The organism is Ruegeria sp. YS9, from assembly GCF_024628725.1.
Taxonomy (GTDB): Bacteria; Pseudomonadota; Alphaproteobacteria; order Rhodobacterales; family Rhodobacteraceae; genus Ruegeria; species Ruegeria atlantica_C.
In genome coordinates this window covers 40,269-58,667 of the sequence record NZ_CP102412.1, presented here as the reverse complement: position 1 = coordinate 58,667, position 18,399 = coordinate 40,269, and the positions used below count along the sequence as shown (strand labels likewise).

14 protein-coding genes are annotated in these 18,399 nt (G+C 56.1%); 7 read left to right on the top strand and 7 right to left on the bottom strand.

Annotated elements, in window-relative coordinates; genetic code table 11:
• Positions 1–4: 4 nt before the first annotated feature.
• From NOR97_RS20615 to NOR97_RS20605, 3 genes are all read right to left on the bottom strand, one after another.
• Entirely contained in the window at positions 5–1,030 is a 1,026-nt protein-coding gene (locus NOR97_RS20615) for a glycosyltransferase (RefSeq protein WP_257601452.1), read from the bottom strand.
• Positions 1,027–2,520, bottom strand: a complete 1,494-nt coding sequence (locus NOR97_RS20610) for a hypothetical protein (protein ID WP_257601450.1) — start codon at positions 2,518–2,520, stop codon at positions 1,027–1,029. The genes NOR97_RS20615 and NOR97_RS20610 overlap by 4 nt, the downstream gene beginning before the upstream one ends.
• Before the next feature lie 142 nt (positions 2,521–2,662).
• Positions 2,663–3,373 carry a methyltransferase domain-containing protein gene (locus tag NOR97_RS20605; protein WP_257601449.1) on the bottom strand — a complete coding sequence of 237 codons (711 nt, stop codon included), beginning with the start codon at positions 3,371–3,373 and terminating at the stop codon, positions 2,663–2,665.
• 631 nt (positions 3,374–4,004) lie between these two features.
• On the opposite strand from NOR97_RS20605, the gene NOR97_RS20600 reads away from it, so the two are divergent.
• Complete coding sequence (locus tag NOR97_RS20600; RefSeq protein ID WP_257601448.1) at positions 4,005–4,541, top strand: VPLPA-CTERM sorting domain-containing protein; 537 nt, start codon at positions 4,005–4,007, stop codon at positions 4,539–4,541.
• Between the two features lie 59 nt (positions 4,542–4,600).
• On the opposite strand, the gene NOR97_RS20595 is transcribed toward NOR97_RS20600, so the two are convergent.
• Genes NOR97_RS20595 through NOR97_RS20580 form a run of 4 tightly spaced genes read right to left on the bottom strand, consistent with a single transcriptional unit; the run spans position 4,601 to position 8,641 of the window.
• The gene (locus tag NOR97_RS20595) at positions 4,601–5,485 is read right to left on the bottom strand and encodes a glycosyltransferase family 2 protein (protein WP_257601447.1); all 885 of its coding nucleotides are present in this window, start codon (positions 5,483–5,485) and stop codon (positions 4,601–4,603) included.
• Positions 5,466–6,293 (bottom strand): CpsD/CapB family tyrosine-protein kinase, encoded by an 828-nt coding sequence (locus tag NOR97_RS20590; RefSeq protein ID WP_257601446.1) that lies wholly within the window; start codon positions 6,291–6,293, stop codon positions 5,466–5,468. The genes NOR97_RS20595 and NOR97_RS20590 overlap by 20 nt, the downstream gene beginning before the upstream one ends.
• Positions 6,294–6,324: 31 nt before the next feature.
• Positions 6,325–7,863 (bottom strand): lipopolysaccharide biosynthesis, encoded by a 1,539-nt coding sequence (locus tag NOR97_RS20585; RefSeq protein ID WP_257601445.1) that lies wholly within the window; start codon positions 7,861–7,863, stop codon positions 6,325–6,327.
• Between the two features lies 1 nt (position 7,864).
• Entirely contained in the window at positions 7,865–8,641 is a 777-nt protein-coding gene (locus NOR97_RS20580) for an ExeA family protein (RefSeq protein ID WP_224859198.1), read from the bottom strand.
• A gap of 736 nt (positions 8,642–9,377) precedes the next feature.
• On the opposite strand from NOR97_RS20580, the gene NOR97_RS20575 reads away from it, so the two are divergent.
• The 6 genes from NOR97_RS20575 to NOR97_RS20550 all read left to right on the top strand — a co-directional run bounded on the left by NOR97_RS20575 (position 9,378) and on the right by NOR97_RS20550 (position 18,388).
• Positions 9,378–10,067 (top strand): sugar transferase, encoded by a 690-nt coding sequence (locus NOR97_RS20575; RefSeq protein WP_306981013.1) that lies wholly within the window; start codon positions 9,378–9,380, stop codon positions 10,065–10,067.
• Positions 10,068–10,137: 70 nt separating this feature from the next.
• Complete coding sequence (locus NOR97_RS20570; protein WP_257601443.1) at positions 10,138–12,591, top strand: tetratricopeptide repeat protein; 2,454 nt, start codon at positions 10,138–10,140, stop codon at positions 12,589–12,591.
• Between the two features lie 114 nt (positions 12,592–12,705).
• Positions 12,706–13,317, top strand: a complete 612-nt coding sequence (locus NOR97_RS20565) for a polysaccharide biosynthesis/export family protein (protein ID WP_170346999.1) — start codon at positions 12,706–12,708, stop codon at positions 13,315–13,317.
• Between the two features lie 156 nt (positions 13,318–13,473).
• Positions 13,474–14,907 carry a capsule assembly Wzi family protein gene (locus tag NOR97_RS20560; RefSeq protein ID WP_257601442.1) on the top strand — a complete coding sequence of 478 codons (1,434 nt, stop codon included), beginning with the start codon at positions 13,474–13,476 and terminating at the stop codon, positions 14,905–14,907.
• Between the two features lie 201 nt (positions 14,908–15,108).
• Positions 15,109–16,659, top strand: coding sequence for a VPLPA-CTERM-specific exosortase XrtD (gene xrtD, locus NOR97_RS20555; RefSeq protein ID WP_257601502.1), 1,551 nt, complete (start codon positions 15,109–15,111; stop codon positions 16,657–16,659).
• A gap of 181 nt (positions 16,660–16,840) precedes the next feature.
• Entirely contained in the window at positions 16,841–18,388 is a 1,548-nt protein-coding gene (locus NOR97_RS20550; RefSeq protein ID WP_257601501.1) for a hypothetical protein, read from the top strand.
• The last annotated feature ends 11 nt before the right edge of the window (positions 18,389–18,399 follow it).

Here is an 18,399-nt window from a genome sequence, read left to right as displayed (position 1 = left end):
TCTGTCAGTTTCGTGTGACGCGCAGCTTCTGCTTTTGTCCCAGCATGTGATATTCGAACAGGCACCAGACATATATGGTGGCGGAATAGACGTAATAGACCTGATGGTAGAGCAGACATTTGAACGCAAACCACGGCCCGCCATGCCCGGACATGGCACGCACCAGATCCAGATTGGCGACAAAGGCCGCAGCCAGTAACACAAAAGGCAAAGGCCAGCTTCCCGGCCAGAACGGCAGGGCCAGAAGCGACAGCAGCAACAGCCCGGCAATTGCGGCCCGTGCCCGCTCGGCCATCGAGGTGTTCAGGTCATCGGTCAGCCCCTCGCGCGAGATCATCAGCCGGGCCCAGGGCAAGGCGCGGCAGAAGATATCCGTGCTCAGGCTGTTGCGGATGGTCCAGACCTTCAGGTGTTTGCCCTGCAAAAGCGGCTCGACCAGGATACGGCGACCGGTGGCCGCTATCCGGTAGCCCAGTTCGATATCTTCGATCGAGGGGACCTCATAGGTTTTTACGTCGAACCCACCGACCTCCAGAAACACGTCGCGCCGGATGGCGCCGCACCCGGCCCAGAAGGTGCGCGCCTCGCGGCGGGCCCGTTGATGGTGATAGCGATGCAGAAGGTTCTTGTAGCGTGAAAACCAGGCCTGCCCGTCCGGGGCATCATCATAGGATCCGAACACGGCACCGACATTGTCTTCGGACATCGCCCGGCGAATATGTTCCGGGCCATCGGGCCAGGCGATGACATCGGAATCCACGAACCACAGGATATCGCCCGTGGCCTGCTGGGCGGCCAGGTTGCGGGCCGCTCCGGGACCGCCATTGACGGGCGTGGCCAGAACGGTTGCGCCCATTTTCCGTGCCAGCGCCGCAGTGCCGTCCGGGGACTGGTCATCCACCACCAGAACCTGCTGCACCTGTCCGGTATTCAGCATTTCAATCAATGGGGGCAAAACGCGCGGCAGCAGATGTTCGGCATTGTAGGCCGGCATGACCACGCTGATGGAAAGGGATTGATCTGAACTCACGAAGGATCTCCGGCAATGATACGCGAAGCGCCTGAGCGCTGAACAAGGAAAAGAAAGGCCGCTGTAAAGGGCAACAACCACATCACGCGCGCGCCGTAACGATCCGCGGGTTGAGATACTCCTCCGCAGACCAGAGCGTTGACCGCTATTCCGATCAGGATGAACAGCGCAAACAGCTTCATGTCACGCGACACACGACCCGGCCGCAGCAGAACAAACACGATAAAGGCAAAAGAGACGGCATAGATCACGCCGTGCACGATATCGGCCGTTTCTATCCAGCCCCTGTCCCAGGCCAGATTCCCTTTCTGAATCAAATCGTACTGCGCCTCGTCGAGGCGAGCCAGCGTGCGCGCGTTGGTCAATTCCACATCCGTCGGGATTGTCATGGTGATGCTGTAGCGCATAATCTGATGATAGCCGTTTTTGGCCAATGCGAAAGACGTCGCAATCGGCCTGGACAGGAAGACTGCTTTGGCAAAGTCCCCCTGTGCCAGCGCCACTTGTTTTTGCTCCTCCGGCGACAGCAGACGGAACGACCCCAACTGAGAGGAGCGCTCGAAAATGATATGGGATGCGGTCAGTCTGTAAGGGTCATCCGACCATGAAAGCGCCTCATACAGCGCGCAGGTTGGTATACTTGCATCCGGGCAGACATCCTTCAGATAGTCCATCCCCGGCCCGTCAACGATGAGCCGCGCAGTGATATGCGGGGTATAGACAACTTCCTTGTTCATCTGGGCTTCAACGGTAATCTGGAAGGCCTTGCGTTCGGCCGCCGCAAGCGTCAGGAGCATCACCATCAGGACCGTTGCGCGCCAGCGCCCCGGCATCCTGCGACCCAGAGCCGCCAGGGCGACAAAAGGGATCATCAGCCCTGTGATCGCCAGATGCGACGGATGCAGCACAATGCAGAACAGAGCCAGCCCCGAGATCAGAAAAAGTTCCCAGAGGCGCATTGTCTGCCCAAAGGCGGTGAGTGCCGCAATCGCGATCAGGAGAATTGGTGCAAATATGTCCGGCATCATATAGGCGATGTAAAACGGCAAAGAGGTGCTGGCCGCCGCCAGAAGCGGGATTGCGGTCATCAGCATTGTGTTCTGCGCACCGTCCAGAGAACGGCCAGCCGTCCGCGCCAGCATCCAGACCGCAAAAAGCGTGGCAGCCAGATGGATGACCGGAACAGCGTAAAGGGCGTCGGCGCGAAAAAACGTAGCTATGATGAGGCCATAAATCAGCGAGCGGGAGCCGGTTGCAGTCCCATCGTCATCTGCGGTGTAAGTGCCGCCCGTCGTGCTGGTCTCGTTCACCGGCGGCAGAAGGCTGTTGAGGGCCACGCTGCCCTGCCGGATATAACTGCCTGTGTCGAAATAATAGAGCGGACCGCCGTTGATCAGAAACACGGACAGACAGGCAAGAACCGCCAGCGTGGCCAGCAGGGCCGACCGGGTCTGAAAGGCCAGTTTGTCCGAAGGTGCCGATACGCTCATGTCATTTCCGCAGCATTTGATCCGGTCGCGCGGGATGCAGCCACGCCTGAACTGGGCCCGATGTCCGGGCGCGGGTCATTGAAATTTGAAACAGACGTGTTCATCAGCGTTCCTGGCCGCCGTCCGAAATCGTGCTAAGCAATCATTTGATAGCAAGAAAACCTTCAAAACAAATATACTTCTGAATACTCATCACATCCTTGAAACCGGCCCGGCCCAGCAGATCCAGATTGCCCTGGGTGGAAAACGGCTCCAGCACGCTTTTCAGGCTGCGCGCCTTTTCGACGATTTCCTCGCTTGAGAATCCATTGCCGATTTTGAATTCGTTGTAGAGTTGGGTCACAAGATCCTGGAATCGCGCATCCGGCCCCCGGACCTTTTCGAACATGACAAACGCACCGCCCCAGTTCAGGGTGTTGTAGATCTTGGTGAACAGTTCCTGCCGGTACCGGGGCGGGATGAACTGCATTGTATAATAGCTGACGATCATGTCCGCCTTTTCCATCTCCATATGACGGGCATCGTCATGAAGAATGGAAATGTTCGGGACATCCGCGCAATGCGCTTCGGCGACCTTCACCATTTCAGGTTCGACATCGATGCCGATCCAGCGTGCGTCAGGCTTTCCCGCATTGTGTTCTGCCAGCTTGCGGATCAACTCTCCGGTCGATGTGCCGATTTCATAGCAGAGACTGTCATTGCGGACGAAGAAATCGGAAACCTGACAGATCAGGCAGTGACCCATTTCATAAAGAGGAACAGACAATTTGATGTGGTCTACAAACGTATCGGGAACACTGCCCCCAAAGGTCCAGTTCGCATTCTCAGCGGCTATGTTCTGGCCAACGCCCATGCGCAATGTCTCCTCGCTAAATAGGCAGGCACAATGGACAAACGGCTAAACAATGGCTTCCGATTGAAAATGCGTGCCTGAACTTGGTACAATAACAATCCAAAGCTACACGAAACTTTCGGACCGTCGAAGAATAAATATGGCGGAACCCGGGTTTGTGGCCTTTTTCCCTTCTGTTGCGATCCGCAGGGCCCTTGTGCCGGGCAGAAAGTAGACAGTGCGCTGAAATGGTTTGTATTGTTTCTTGCCTTGTGTGGAACGGGAGCGCCCGTCATGTGAAAAGACGTGCCGGCTGCATTTCATGACAGAGTGATCGGGCATGGTTCTGCATTGCCTGAACCGGTTCGGATTATGCTTGGTGCAATGTGAAAACGCTTGGAATCGCCGGAAAGTCGGCATGTTCTCCAGACGCAGATTCGCCTTATTCGGGTGATTCTGGTTCACGATAGGGAAACAAACTGTAACTCAAGTATCCATTGTGCTGAGCAATGGGCCCTTGCAACAAAAAAAAGCCACAATTCCGAGGAAAATCCTTCGCAATCAAATAGAAATGAATTATTAATAATTGCAGTAGGTGCCCTGCCGGGATTTCGAGCGGGTTGTGTTATAAAAATCAAAGGTGGGACTTTGTATGTTTAAAAGTTTGAAAATGATGGCGGCAGGGATTGTTGCTGCTGTGATGATGGCCGGATCGGCCAGTGCGCTGACCTCGGTGACGGCAGGCGGCAGCTATGACATTAAATCTGATACGGCCTTTATCGGATCTGTTTCCACACTCGGTGGACCTGGCTCGTATTCGGTCAACTTTACATCGCCGATTGATCCGCTCATTGGGTCAGCGAATGCGTCGGTTACCATTCGGGTACTGGGTGCGTTCACAGGTCTGACCATGAGCTGGGTCGACGCAGCAAACCCCAGCAACGTTCTGGCGAGTACGGCGATTCTGGGCGGCATACAGACCACGCTCAGCACATTGTTCAGCAGCGTAAGCCCGAACTCCCTGAGCCAGAATCTTGTGTTCAGCTGGGCCAATTCGCAAGCAACGACAAATGGTGGTCCGATCAGCTTTGACTTTGACGTGGCTGCAGTTCCGCTGCCCGCCGGTGGTCTGCTGCTTCTGACCGCGCTTGGTGGTTTGGCTCTGACGCGTCGCCGCAGGGCCGCCTGAGCGACACACAAACCTGACAAACAGAACAAGGGGCCGTTTCGCGGTCCCTTTTCTTTTGATCAGATGCCGCCACCTGCTGCCTGGCGCAACATCCAGATCATCCGCTGACATCTGAGCCGGAACAGCGTGATGATCGCCCGGCTGGTTTCGCCCGCCGAGGACAGCTTGTTGCTGCTGAGGATTTTCGGGGTGTGCACAATTGCACTGGCCGGCATGGCCAATCCACGGATCGCCCACCGCATGCGCGCGGCGGCGTTGGTGCCATGCAGCAGATATGCCTCTTGGGTCGTGCGCCGCCACTTGGCCTTGAGCGCGGGCCAATTCTGCCGGGACGGATGACTGACACGAAAGTCGTCCCGGTAGATCAGGCTATACCCGTGCGCGACCGCGCGCATGGTCCATTCCCGATCTTCCGAGACACCGTTGATGAACCCGCCGATCGCATCGAACACATCGCGCCGGGTCAGCAGGTTGCCGGCGCCGGAAAACCCCTGAACCTCGATATACCTGCGGAAGTTGAATGCAAAAACGGCCTCGAACGCTTCTGCGCCGCTGCGCGGGGGCGGGGTTTCGTCAAAGACATCTACCCGGCCACCAATCAGATCGGCCTGATCCGCGACCTGACGCCCGACGCTCAACCAGTCCGGCGCGGGTACGCAATCGGCGTCAATGAAAAACAGTCGGGGCGCTCTGGTTTCTGCAACTCCGCGATTGCGGGCATGGGCCGCGCCCTTTTGGGTTTCCACCACGAAACGCACCTCGGGAAAGGCCTGGCGCATCGTGTCCAGCGACACCGGAGAGTTATTGTCAACGACAACGATTTCGGTCGCCGTCAGATCGTTCTCTCTCAGGGCAAGAAGACATCGTTCCAGCCGGGGCAAATCGTTGTAATGGGGAATGATCACCGCATCGGCCGGAGCCGTATCAGTAGGATCCGTACTCATTGCCAAACGTCCCGCTGATGTATCGGCATTTGTTCAGCACGATCCCCATGACGCTGGTCAGTTCCGCCAGTTGCTGTTCGGAAACGTCGATATGGTCGATGCTGGTTTCTTCGGCCGCAGCCAGAAGCAGGGCACAATCGACATTCCTGAGAAAGCCGTGGCTGTCATCGCTCATCATCAGGGGGGGCGTGTCGAACAGAATGACGTCGGGTTTGTAATCCGCCTCGAGCTGTTCGAGAAATTCGATCGCCCGTCGGCTTTGCAAGATTTCCGCCGGGTTGCGCGTGGGCGTGTAATTCAGCCCGAAAATCACGTTCTTGCCATACCGCAGCGCATGTTCGTGAAACGGCACCAATCCCTGAATGACGTCGGCCATGCTGTGGTTGCCGGTTTGCTTCAGAATCTCGGCCAGCCCCCTGCGCCGCATGTCGAAATCGATCACGATCGTCCGCAGATCTTCCTGCCGCCCCAGGCTGAAGGCCAGGTTGGCCGTCGTCGTGCTTTTGCCGCACCCGCTGTACGGGGAGGTCAATGCCACCCTGCGCCATTTGTTGGACAAGATCTGTTGCAGCATCTTGGTCCGCAACATGTCATAGGGGGTGGCGTCTCCGCCGCCAGCAAGCGATGCAAGCCGGTTGCGCACTGCAAGTTTGGGGTCGATCTGTATCTCGGGCACGCTTTGCCACCGGGTGTCACGAGCGTCTTCTGACGGGGCATGACGGGGCGGTTGTTCCATGACCGGCGGCGGGCTTTCGCGGCTCTGCCGTTCCTCGCGCGCCTTTTGAATCGCTTTCTGAAGACGGTCCATCACACATTCACCAATTCAATCGAAACAATACTCACCAGTATGTCTCCAGTTTATCCATCACTCTCTCGGTAATAAGATCGAGAGGCAGGTAATAGGTATGCACCGCCCAGACCCCGGCCGGCACTCCGATTAGAATGGCCAGTATGATCCCACCCCATACCGCGCGCTGCATCAACACTTCACCGCGGGACGGAGCATAGGGAATAGTGGCGATTGGCCAGACATCAAGCTTGCTGATCAGGTCTTCGGGCCGACGCACGGACCGATTCAGGATCTCCAGCAGGACCACAAGCCCCAGCCCCAGTGCGATGCCAAAGGCAGCGCCCCCGCCGGCGATCATCAAGCGGTTTGGCTTGGCCGGCTCGCTTGGCGTAGAGGGATGCTCGATGACGGAAATACGTTGCCCCTGGGACGTGACTTCGATCCGTTCCCCGGTTGAAGCATCGGCCAGGCGACTGATCGCGACGTTGTACTGGTTCTGAATATTGTCGTGTTCGCGCTGCAGTTCTGCAAGCGTAATGGCGTTGGCCGGGGTCTGGTCAATCGTCAGGGTCAGCGCGTCGAGCCTGTCCTGAAGCACCCGGCGCTGATCTTCGAGCGCTGCAATCTGCGAGTCGATCTGCGCCAGTTGCAGGTCAAGGGATGAATTTCCCGTCTGGTTAGATGGCGCCGGGGCGTTTGCTTGTTCGGCAGCTACAACTTTCTCAAGTTTTTCAATCCTGGCGCGCAGCAGTTTGATCTGCGGGCTGTTCTCGGAATAGACCACAAGCTGATTGTCGAGCTGTGACTGCAGCTGACTTAACTGCTGTTGTGCCGGGGTCTGGTTTTGTTGCGGAGGCCCGACAACCTGCCCTGTCGAACTGAAGATATTCATGAGATTTTCCCGCTGTGACTTAAGGGAAAAAATCTGCTGATCCGTCTGTTCAAGATTGGTCTGCAATGCCCCTTGCTGCGCCAGCCTGAACTGCAGACTGTCGGGGAGCGCATCGGAATTATCATTCTTGAACTCGAGAATGCGGGCGCTGCGCCTGCTCAACTCGTTGCTCAGGCGATCAACTTCCAGTTGGAAAAAGGCCAGCGTGTCGGTCGCGCGCTCCTTGCGATAAGAGACGTCCAGCTTCTGGATTTCCGTCAAATACGCGTTCAACACACCGGCTGCGATCGGACCGGTTCGCGCCTCGAAACTGATTGTCATCAGATTGGCCTGATTGAGACCGCTGGAAATCCAGATCGAGGTGTTCTTGCGCATGGCTTTGACAACCTGATCGGGGCTTGCTTCATCTTGGTCGGGTAGAACCTGAAACTCGCGCGCAATTTCCAGAAGGATCGGACGGGTCAGCAGGCGCTGCTCGATGATCTGAAGCTGTTCCGCCGCGGGTGTCGTGACGGTACTGGCCGCCAGATTGCCCGGAATCTGAGGCGATTCAACAATCAGGCGCATCGTCGAGACATATGTGGCAGGCAGTGATCTGGCGACAATGAATGACGCTACAGACACGATCAGGGCGACGATCAGGAAATACGGAAACCGTCTCAGGAAAATGGAAAAGTAATAGCGAACCGGGCCCATATCAGACTGTCAGCTCCTTCTCGAGTGAGTTTCCGCCAAAGAACACGCCATCTTTGACCACCTGCTCCACAACCTCTTCATCCACCTTCTCGGCCTCATTCGTCCAGGCATAAAGCAGGGCAAAGTCGCAGAACTGATTCACAAGTCGCGGAACACCGCGCGTTTGCTTGAAAATTTGCTTGCAGGCCTCTTCGGTGAACTCATCGCCTGAACCGCCAGCCGTTTTCATCCTATGTCTGATATAGGCTTCGACCGAAGACTCATCCATCCGTTCAAGATGAAAACTTGCGGCCACGCGCTGTGTCAGCTGGCGCATCTTGGGATCAAGAACCATATCGCGCAATTCAGGCTGACCAACCAGAACAAGCTGGATCAGCTCATCCGTGTTCGAGTTGATATTGGTCAGCATCCGGATTTCTTCCAACCCTTCGACGGTCAGGTTCTGCGCTTCGTCAAAGATCAGAACTACACGCCGCCCTTCTGCATATTCCGCGACCAGGAAATCCTGTAATTCCCGGAACAGCTGTACATAGGGGGCGTCGTTGTCGATTGGCAGGCCTAAAGCATGCAGGACCCATTGCAGCAGCTCTCCTCGGCCGCCTTGGGCATTCGAGATCAGCCCTACGGTGATCGACTGCTCCATCTCGCTGAGAAGATGCTGTACCAGGGTGGTTTTTCCGGCCCCGATTTCCCCGGTCAGCACGGTGATGGGCGCACAGCTCATGATGCCGAATTGCAGGACCGAGTAACCGCGCTTGTGCAGCGGCGACCAGTACATGAATCCGGGATCCGGAAGCAGCGTGAAGGGCCGTCGGTCAAGCCTGAAATAATCTAGATAAAACCCGTCGCTGGACGCCATTGCACCTCGGTTGCCTTCTGCCTTGTCAAACCTCGTACTGGCCCCCCGGAGATTATCCAAACTCATACTCTGAACCACCAGAAATCCCTTACACAAAGAACACATCACATAAACAAAAAGTACTTGGGTACTAGTTTGTCACAAAATCAAGATAGCAGGCACCACTAAACTGCACACGCGGTGAATTGACCTTTCCGCTTTCTCAATATGAGGTGATCGGCGCGATTGTTTCCGTTGCGCCCTTATTGGGTTGACCGAGAAAGAGGCGACCAGAACCTGGTGTGATCACACATTAAAAGAGATTCTACGGGCGGGAATCAAACCTAAAGGGTGAAATTATTGCTCATTGTGTCCCATGGGGAAACGAAAGTTCATGAATTTGCGGCCGATCAGCTGGTCGCAGCTTTACGATACTGTTAAAAAGCACCTGTATTCAGCGACCAGAGAACACGTTTGCCAGCATTAATGTTTTGCAAGGCAGGTGGAATTTGTTAACAGTTGGATACGGGAAAGCGGCCTCGCAAGTGAGTAAGTGCAGGGTCGAAGTGGTATAAAAATATAAGATTTTAAATATACGTGGTTGAGGTCGAGCGTGTTCGGTTCGTAAGTTTGGTGAGTGGTTCGTGAGTAATTGTGTGTGTTGGGGGTTTAAATAGTGACAAGTCATTCGAAAGAAGTGGCCAACGCTGGCGCGGGCTACTCCGGCATTTCTGTTGTGCCTGCCGCAGTGTCATATCCAGGGATATACAGAAGTGGGGGCAAGCGTCTTTTTGACATAGCGTTCGCAGTGCTTGCAGCGCCTTTTGTCGTGCCGGTGGTGCTGTTGCTGGCCGCGTTTCTTGCATGCCAGGGCGTGACCCCGTTTTATCGGCAGGAACGTGTCGGCAAGAATGGCAAAGCCTTCAAGATGCTTAAATTGCGCACCATGGTCCATGATGCTGAAACCGTGCTGCAGGAGCATCTGGCGAAGAACCCCGAAGCCCAGGAAGAATGGGACCGCGATCAGAAGCTGCGCAATGACCCGCGTATCATCAAATTCGGAACTTTCCTGCGCAAATCCTCGATGGATGAGTTGCCGCAATTCTGGAATGTTTTCGTTGGCGAAATGTCCGTGGTTGGCCCCCGCCCGATGATGGTTTGCCAGAAAGAGCTTTATCCTGGAAAATTCTATACCGCCATGCGCCCCGGCCTTTCGGGACCCTGGCAGGTTTCGAAACGCAATCAGTCCACATTTGCTGAGCGTGCGTTTCACGATACCGAATATTGGAAAAGCATGTCGTTCAGTACAGATGTTTCAATCGTGTTCCGGACCATTTTCGTTGTCCTGCGCGGCACGGGTTGCTGAGACCGGGCCATGCAGCCGAACAGGTTGATTGGTTGTATGCTTTTTCCTTAAGTTTTGCAGGAGAACAGCAATGAGCTGGATCGTACCTCCTATTGGCGCACGGCTGATCGCAGCCCTTTTTGCGGCGACACTCCTGCTGAGCGCGTGCGACTCGGCCGAGGAACGGGCCGAAGCGCATTTCCAGGCAGGGCTGGCCCATCTGGAAGCCGGTGACGTCGAGCGCGCACTTGTTGAGTTCAGGAATGTTTTCAACCTCAACGGTCAGCACAAAGAAGCACGGCTGACCTTTGCCAGGGTGGAACGCGAGCGCGGCAATATCTCGGTTGCATATGGTCAGTATCTGCGGCTGATAGAACAGTATCCGGACAACCTTGAGGGCCATCGGAACCTTGCTGAGATGGCTCTGGAGGTGGGGAATTGGGAAGATGTCAGGCGTCACGGCGCATTGGCAAGCGCTCTGGCTCCGGATGATATCGAAATCAAATCCATCAATAACATGCTGGCTTATACCGACGCGGTCAGGGATGGGGATTTTGCAGGTGTGGACGTCGCCGTCCATAGGGCCCGCGAGATGATCAAAAGCCACCCGGAACTGATGACTGCGCGCCAGATCATAATTGACCATCTGATCCGCGATGAGGACTGGCCCGGTGTTCTGCAGGAAACAGAGGTGGCCATAGCCACCGATCCAATGGAAGAAAGCCTTTATGGAATCCGGCTCCGCGCACTTCAGGAACTGGATATGCCCGCAGAAATCGAGACGTTTCTTCGGCAGATGGCCGTGACATTCCCTGACGATGAGGGCGTCGAGCAGTTGCTTGTGGAACATTATATCGATCAGGGGAATCTGGATGCGGCAGAACAGATGCTGCGGGCCGAGGTGGATCCGCTTGCTGAAGATCACATGCCGACACAGCGGTTGATCGCCTTTCTGAACGATAACCGCGACTCTGCAGCGGCAATTGCCGAGCTGGATACGATCATCGCTCAGAACGGCCCGAACACGTTCCAATTCAAGACGGTGCGTGCAGCGCTGAAATTCCGATCGGGTGATGAACTAGCCGCGATCGCCGAGATGCAGACACTGCTGGAAGGCGCGGAAAGAAACATACAGACCCGCGCCAGTGAGGTAGAGTTTGCCCTCATGCTGTTCCAGGTCGGCCAGCCCGATGAAGCCCGCGCTTTGGTGGAAAAAGTCCTGTCCGAGGATGCAGCCCAGGTCAGCGCTCTCAAGTTCAAGGCGTCCTGGCTGATTGACGAGGACAAGACCGGCGATGCGATTGTGCTTTTGCGCGAAGCGCTCGGTCAGGCACCCCGCGACCCGCAATTGATGACCCTGATGGCCCAGGCGCATGAGCGCAACGGAGACAGGGAACTGATGGGCGAGATGCTGGCGCTGGCGACGGAAATTTCCGGGAACGCACCGGACGAAACGCTGCGCTATGCCCGATTTCTGATCGCGGAAGGTGATTTGGTGATCGCCGAACGTGTTTTGGCCCAAGCCCTGCACCAGGCTCCGGAACATTCCGAGCTTCTGCTTCTATTGGGAGAAGTATATCTGAGCATGCAGGATTGGGACCGCCTGGAAACCGTCCTTGATGCCATCAGGGATCTGGACAGCCCGGGAACACGACGCTCTGCGAATGAGCTCAGGGCGCATATGCTGGCCGCACAGCAACGCACACAGGAACTGACCTCTTTCCTGAACGAGCTGGCGGATGATCCCGAATTTGGCCTGCCCGCCGATATCGCGCTTGTTCGCCTGATGCTTACAAAAGGGCAGACGGTCGAAGCCTTCGCCCATCTTGACCAGTTGCTTGCGGAAGACCCGGATTCTTTGCCAATCCGTCTGATCAAAGCCCATGCGTTGATCAGTGAAGGCGACCGCGGTGAGGCTGAGCAGCTCTACCGTGTCATTCTTGAGGATTATCCGACTACGACGCGGGCATGGATTGCGCTGCACGGATTGGCAACGGAACGGAACGCGCCCGATCAGGCCAGGGAAATTCTGACTGAGGCATTGGCCAATCTGCCTGAAAATCCGGCTTTGCTCATGCTGCAGGCGACGGATTACGAACGCAGCGGAGATCTGGACCAGGCAATCGCAACATACGAAAAGCTATATCCGATCACCAATCGCTCTCTGATTGTAGTCAATAATCTTGCAAGCCTGCTGACAACATATCGCAACGATGAGGAGAGTCTGCGGCGCGCGCAGGTTTTGGCGCAACGTCTGCGTGGCACACAGGAACCGGTCTTCCAGGAAACATATGGCTGGGTCGCCTACCGGTTGGGAAATTATGAAGAGGCGGTCACCTACCTTGAACCTGCGGCAGCGGCGTTCCCTGAACATCCCCTGGTACTATATCATCTGGGAAAAGCATATGCGGCTTTGGAGCGGAACGAAGATGCGCTGCGTCTTTTTCATAAAGCCAGAGCTTTCAGCGGGGCTTCTACGGAAGTCGCGTCATTGGTGGAGGCTGAGATTGAACAGCTGAACGCTGTACCCACCAACAGCCACTAACACAGAGTTGATGACGCCGCTGCATTTCTGCCGCATCTTGTATGTATCAGACTCCCTGCAGATTGTTTTGTATCCTGTAGGGCGGCATAAAGGAAAAAAGTGAGAGATTTGAATATGCGTACAGTCATCGGGTCCTTGACCGCACTTGTCATTACCATGATCGTGGCCACCGCATCATGGGCGCAATCCTATCAAATCCAACCGGGTGATGCGCTGCAGGTTGAAGTTCTCGAAGACCCCACCCTGAATCGGACCATCCTGGTTCTGCCGGACGGGTCCATCAACTTTCCGCTTGCCGGCTCGATCCGTGCGGCCGGCCAGTCGACCAGCGGATTGAGCGCGTCGCTTTCATCGGCGTTGGCCTCGAATTTCAATACGCCGCCGACAGTCTTTATTTCAGTGGCGTCGCTGGCTCCGCCGCCGCTTCTGGGCGGACAGGCCGCATCCGGACCAACCATCGATGTTTTCATCATGGGTGAGGTCAATGTGCCCGGCAAGCATCTGGCAACCGAAGGCACGACAATTCTTCAGGTTTTGGCTCAGGCCGGTGGTCTGACCAATTTCGCGGCTCGCAAGCGCATCGAATTGCGCCGGGCTGACAGTAAAACAGGCGTGATGAGAAAATATACCTATAACTACAAAGGCTCGGGCGGTGGCATCCAAGGCAATACAGTGCTTAGACCCGGAGACGTGGTTGTCGTACCAGCACGCCGCTTGTTCGAATAGGGGCTGATACAGGTGGGGAAATCCAGGAGCAGGCTGTCCACCATTCTGGGGGGTGGGATCGCTGTCATAAGTTCGTTTGCACCAGCCGTCGGGCAGCAGGCCTCGACACAGCAAACGACTGCGCAGCAAACACAAACCTCGACACAGCAAACATCCGTGCAGCAGACAACCGTCGCATCGACGGTTGTGCAGCAGACACCCAGCCAGCAACTGATCGCACAACAGGCACAGCGAAATCCGGCCCGAAGGGTCGGCCTGCCGACCGGTCAGCAGATTGGGACCGGGACCGGCCTGAGTGTGACCCTGGATTATCTCTCGTCGCTCAGACATGACAGCAATCTTCGCCTGACCGATCCTTCGCTTGGGTCCACGACCTGGTGGGAGAATACGCTGGCCCTGGGAATTCTGAAGCAGACCTCGGATTCGAGATTGGCTCTTGACCTTTCCGGACTGTACCGGATCGCCAATGAGCCGATTATCGGGACGGCATCCAGCTTTGCGGACCCGTCTGCTCGCCTGTCGTATCAGCGGTCGCGCCAGAACAGCCAGCTTGACCTGCTATTGGATTACCGCGAACAGGATCTGGCCTTTAACCGTTCACTGACCGACACCAATCTGGATGGCAGAATTGATGCCGCCGATGTGACCGGAACCATCGGGGATCAGGTCAACTCCCTGGGCAACCTGAATTGGCAAACCGGCCTGAATGACCCAATCGGGTTCCAATTCATCTACAGCTATGGCGAACGCACCTATACAAACACAATCGATCCGAACCTGTTCGACAACAAGTCAAGCTATTACTCAGCGATCACGACATTGCGGGTGTCACCGGTTTTTCAGGCCAACTTGCGTCTCGACTACACTGATTTCTCGGCAGAAGACAACGTGCGAACCGATGAGCAAACGACGGTTGTGACAGTTGGCGGGACCTATGACGTATCCCCTGTCACCACCGTCAGTGCGAATATCGGTTACAGTCAGGTGGATGACACGCAGCGCACAACCAATACCAACACCGTAACCGAGGATTTCGTCTGGGATTTCGCATGGAACAAAACCCTGCCAGACGGATCGGCCGATTTTCAGATTGACCAGACATTCGGGGTCAATGGGTCGCGGATAAACGCAACGGCCGGCCGCAGTTTTCAGCGCGCCAACGGACTATTCAGCTTCAACGTGGGCCTGACCAGAGGACCATTCGACGAAGTCACACCGATCGGGCAGCTTGACTACAGCTATCAGCTGGCCAGTTCCCGGATCGGGGCAACGGTGCAACGCCGGGTCGGCACCAGTACGCAGAGCATAGAAACACGTGAAACACTGGTGTTTCTGACATATGACTATTTCATCAACCCGGTATCGGGGCTGTCTTTCAGCGTCGATTACATCGACCAGGAAGACGAGGGAACCGGTCAACCCAACCCGCGCCAGCGCGGTACGTTCAGCGCGTCCTATACACGGGCGGTCACGAAAGACTGGGCTGTAAACGTGGGGTACCAATATGAAATGGACGATCAGAACGGCTTTACGGCAACTTCAAACTCGGTCTTTCTGACGTTGGGCCGGCGCTTTTCTCTCAAACCCTGACGTTCATTCATCCGGTTCATGATATCGACAATCAGGACAGCCCGCGCTCAATGTCCCGAAAACGGATCAAAATAGCGGGAGCTTGGGCCGTCATAATTTCAGACCACACCTTATTGTGCATGATGGACCGTGATGCATCACCTCGATTCGAAAAACAGCCGCAGTAATATCCTTGATGCGGCCAGAAGAGGCTTGCCGGTCATGAACACCGTCGGGCTGTTCTGGTTTGTCCTGCTGCTGCTTGGATCGGTGCCCGTCTTCTGGATCGGGATCGTGTCTCTGGGCGCCGCCTGGAGCACCCCCGAATACAGCCATGGCCCGCTGATCCCGATCATCTCGCTGTATCTGTTCCTGCGTGAATTGCGGGATATGCCACCCCCCAATCCGGTTGTGCATGATCGCTGGCCGGGGGTGGCGGTGATTGCCGTGGCCCTGATCATCGCCATTCTGGGCAACCTGGCCCGTATTCCCGATATCGTCACCTATGCCATGATCATCTGGGTGGGCGGCGTCATGCTGACCGTGTTCGGCTGGCAGCGGGGCAAATACCACCAGCTGCCCGTGCTGCATCTGGTGTTCATGCTGCCGCTGCCGCAGTTCGTCTATTGGAAGCTCACGATCTTCCTGCAATGGATTTCGTCCGAGCTGGGCGTCTGGTTCGTGCAGATGGCCGGTGTTTCGGTTTTCATCGAAGGCAACATCATCGATCTGGGGGTCTACAAACTTCAGGTGGCCGAGGCCTGTTCCGGGCTGCGCTATCTGTTCCCGATCCTGAGCTTCTCGTATCTCTTTGCCCTGCTTTACCGTGGCCCGATCTGGCACAAGGTGGTTTTGCTGGTTTCGGCGGCCCCTCTGACCGTGCTGATGAACTCGATCCGCATCGGTGTGATCGGCGTGCTGGTCAACCAGCACGGTATCGAGCAGGCTGAAGGCTTCATGCATTTCTTCGAAGGCTGGATCATCTTCCTGCTCTGCGTCGCCATTCTGTTCCTGATGGCACTCGGCTTGCAGCGTCTGGCGCCGAATCCGCAACCCTTTGCCGAGACCATTGATCTGGATACCCAGAGGCTGGGTTCTGTTGCCTTGCGTATCTTTGGCATTCGCGCATCGGTGGCACTGGCGGTCGCGGGTCTTCTGACGCTTGCGGTTTCAACCGCCTGGACCCTGCGGCCCGCTTCCGAAGCACGGCCTGTGGAACGTGACCCGTTTGTACTGTATCCACGGCAGCTTGGCCCCTGGTCCGGGTCGCCCACCACGTTGGACCCACAGGTTGAACAGGTTCTGGGTGCCAGCGATTACCTTCATGCTACCTATATCGACACCGGTTCGGGCGACTTCGTGAACATGTTCGTGGCCTTCTACGACAAGCAGACCGAAGGTGACGGTATCCATTCTCCCGAGGTCTGCCTGCCGGTGGGTGGCTGGGAAATCTTCAGCCTTGAACCTTATGAGATCAACCCCGGCAACACGCCTTATGGCAGCTTTTCAGTCAACCGCGCCGTGATCCAGAAAGAGCTATCGAAACAGCTGGTCTATTACTGGTTCGAACAGCGCGGCAAGCGTATGGTCAATGATTTCCGCGCCAAGATGAGCGTCATTCAAGACGGCTTTACCATGGGGCGCACCGATGGCGCTCTGGTCCGGTTTGTGACCCCCATCCTGCCCGGCGAAACCGAAGCGGATGCGGATGCAAGGTTGCAACGCTTCATGGAGCCAAGCCTGAACCGCCTGCCGCGGTTTGTACCGTTTTAGAAAGACGGCAAGCTCGACGTGATCACAGCGCCCTGGCCACCAAATCTTTCCTCCGAAGTCATTGCATCCCGGGTTTCGGATGGCATTAAGCAATATAGATTGCACAATGATCTGTTGCTGATATCTGAGGGATCAGGTTTTTGGTTCTTAGTATGTAGGTAGAGATGTGCCTGCGGCAGAAATGATTACGACACTTCGACGCCGTTCACTGCGCCCGGTTCTGGCACTGACTCTGTTTGCCTGCCTTGTTCCCCTGTGCGTCACCCCTGTTTTGCCGCTGACGGATTTCTACGCTCATATCGCCCGCTATTATATTCTGGCCAAGCTGCCGGCCTCGGCCATGTTGCAACAGAACTACGAAGCCGCCTGGCAACTGCTGCCCAATCTCGGGCTGGACATTCTGGGCACAGGTATCATGCATGTACTCCCCCCGCTTTTGGGGGCCAAGCTGATAGCAGGGTTGATCATTGCGGCCCCGTTCGCAGGCATTTTGTACCTTGCACGCGTTTTGCACGGCCAACTCTCAGTGCTGACCGTGTTTTTGGCCGGTCTGGTGGCGTATAACCATATTCTGATCTGGGGTTTTTCGAATTTCCTGCTTGGATTGGGGGTTCTGCTGGGCGCAATCGGATACTGGATTGCAACACAGGACCGACCTGTCCGGCAATTAACCGTGACTATGTGCATAGGCGTGCTCCTGTTTTTCATTCACGGGCTGGCCTTTGCGCTGTGGGGGTTGCTGTTGGGTGCGGTCGAGCTGTCACTTGCTCTTGGACCCGGTCACCCGGGGCTGCGTACACTTTTTTACAAGGCTTCAAGGCTTGCGCTGGTCGCTGTCATACCAACCCTGTTGTTTACCCAAACAAAAACCATAGGTGCGGGAAGCGCCATACCGATAGATAGTATTCTCGCCCATGCCGAACAGGGCACATTATGGGTTCGGCTGAGCACCGAAGCCTATCTGAGAGTCGATGGTTTCCTTCGCGTGGCCGAAACCACATGGCAATCGATCGACTGGGGCTTTGGCATCGTATTGTGGGGCGTACTGATCGGCGGGCTCGTGACCGGGATCTGGCAGATCGACAGACGCATGAAGCTTGCAGTGGCCCTGTGCGTGCTGCTGATCCTGATCGTACCCCCGACCCTGTTCGGTGTCGGGCATTTGGGCGAACGCATCCCGGTTTTGCTTTTGGCGCTTCTGGCCGCAAGCCTGTCTCTGGCACCCGATGTGAAATCACCGTCCCGCGAAATCGTCATTGCGATGATCGCAGGGCTGTTTCTGGCACGAAACCTGGTACTGAGCATCGGATGGTATCAGGACGGCAGAAGTTACGCCTCGTATCTTGAGGCACTGAACAGCCATGATACGCGCAGCCTGGGCGCGGGCGCCTATGTCGAAGACGCCAGAGATCCACGCTTTTTTCGGCCCAACTGCCGACCCCTGTCCTTTCTCATGATTTTCAACGGCACCGCAATCCCCACCTTCGCCGATCCCACCCAGCAACCGCTGCACATCATCGGGCCGCTGGCCCATGTGCAAAACGTGGTTCAGAGCGTTGCCTCGGACGCACATCATACAGTGCCGTCCGCAATAACCGCATTGTCAAACGCCAAAGCTGACACAATTGTCGTTTGCTCGACGGAATCGTTTCCGCCCCAGATCCAAGGATTCAATATTCTTGCGACAACCGCACCATGGATATTGTATCAAAGATCAGCTTCCAAATAATTGTGTGTCCC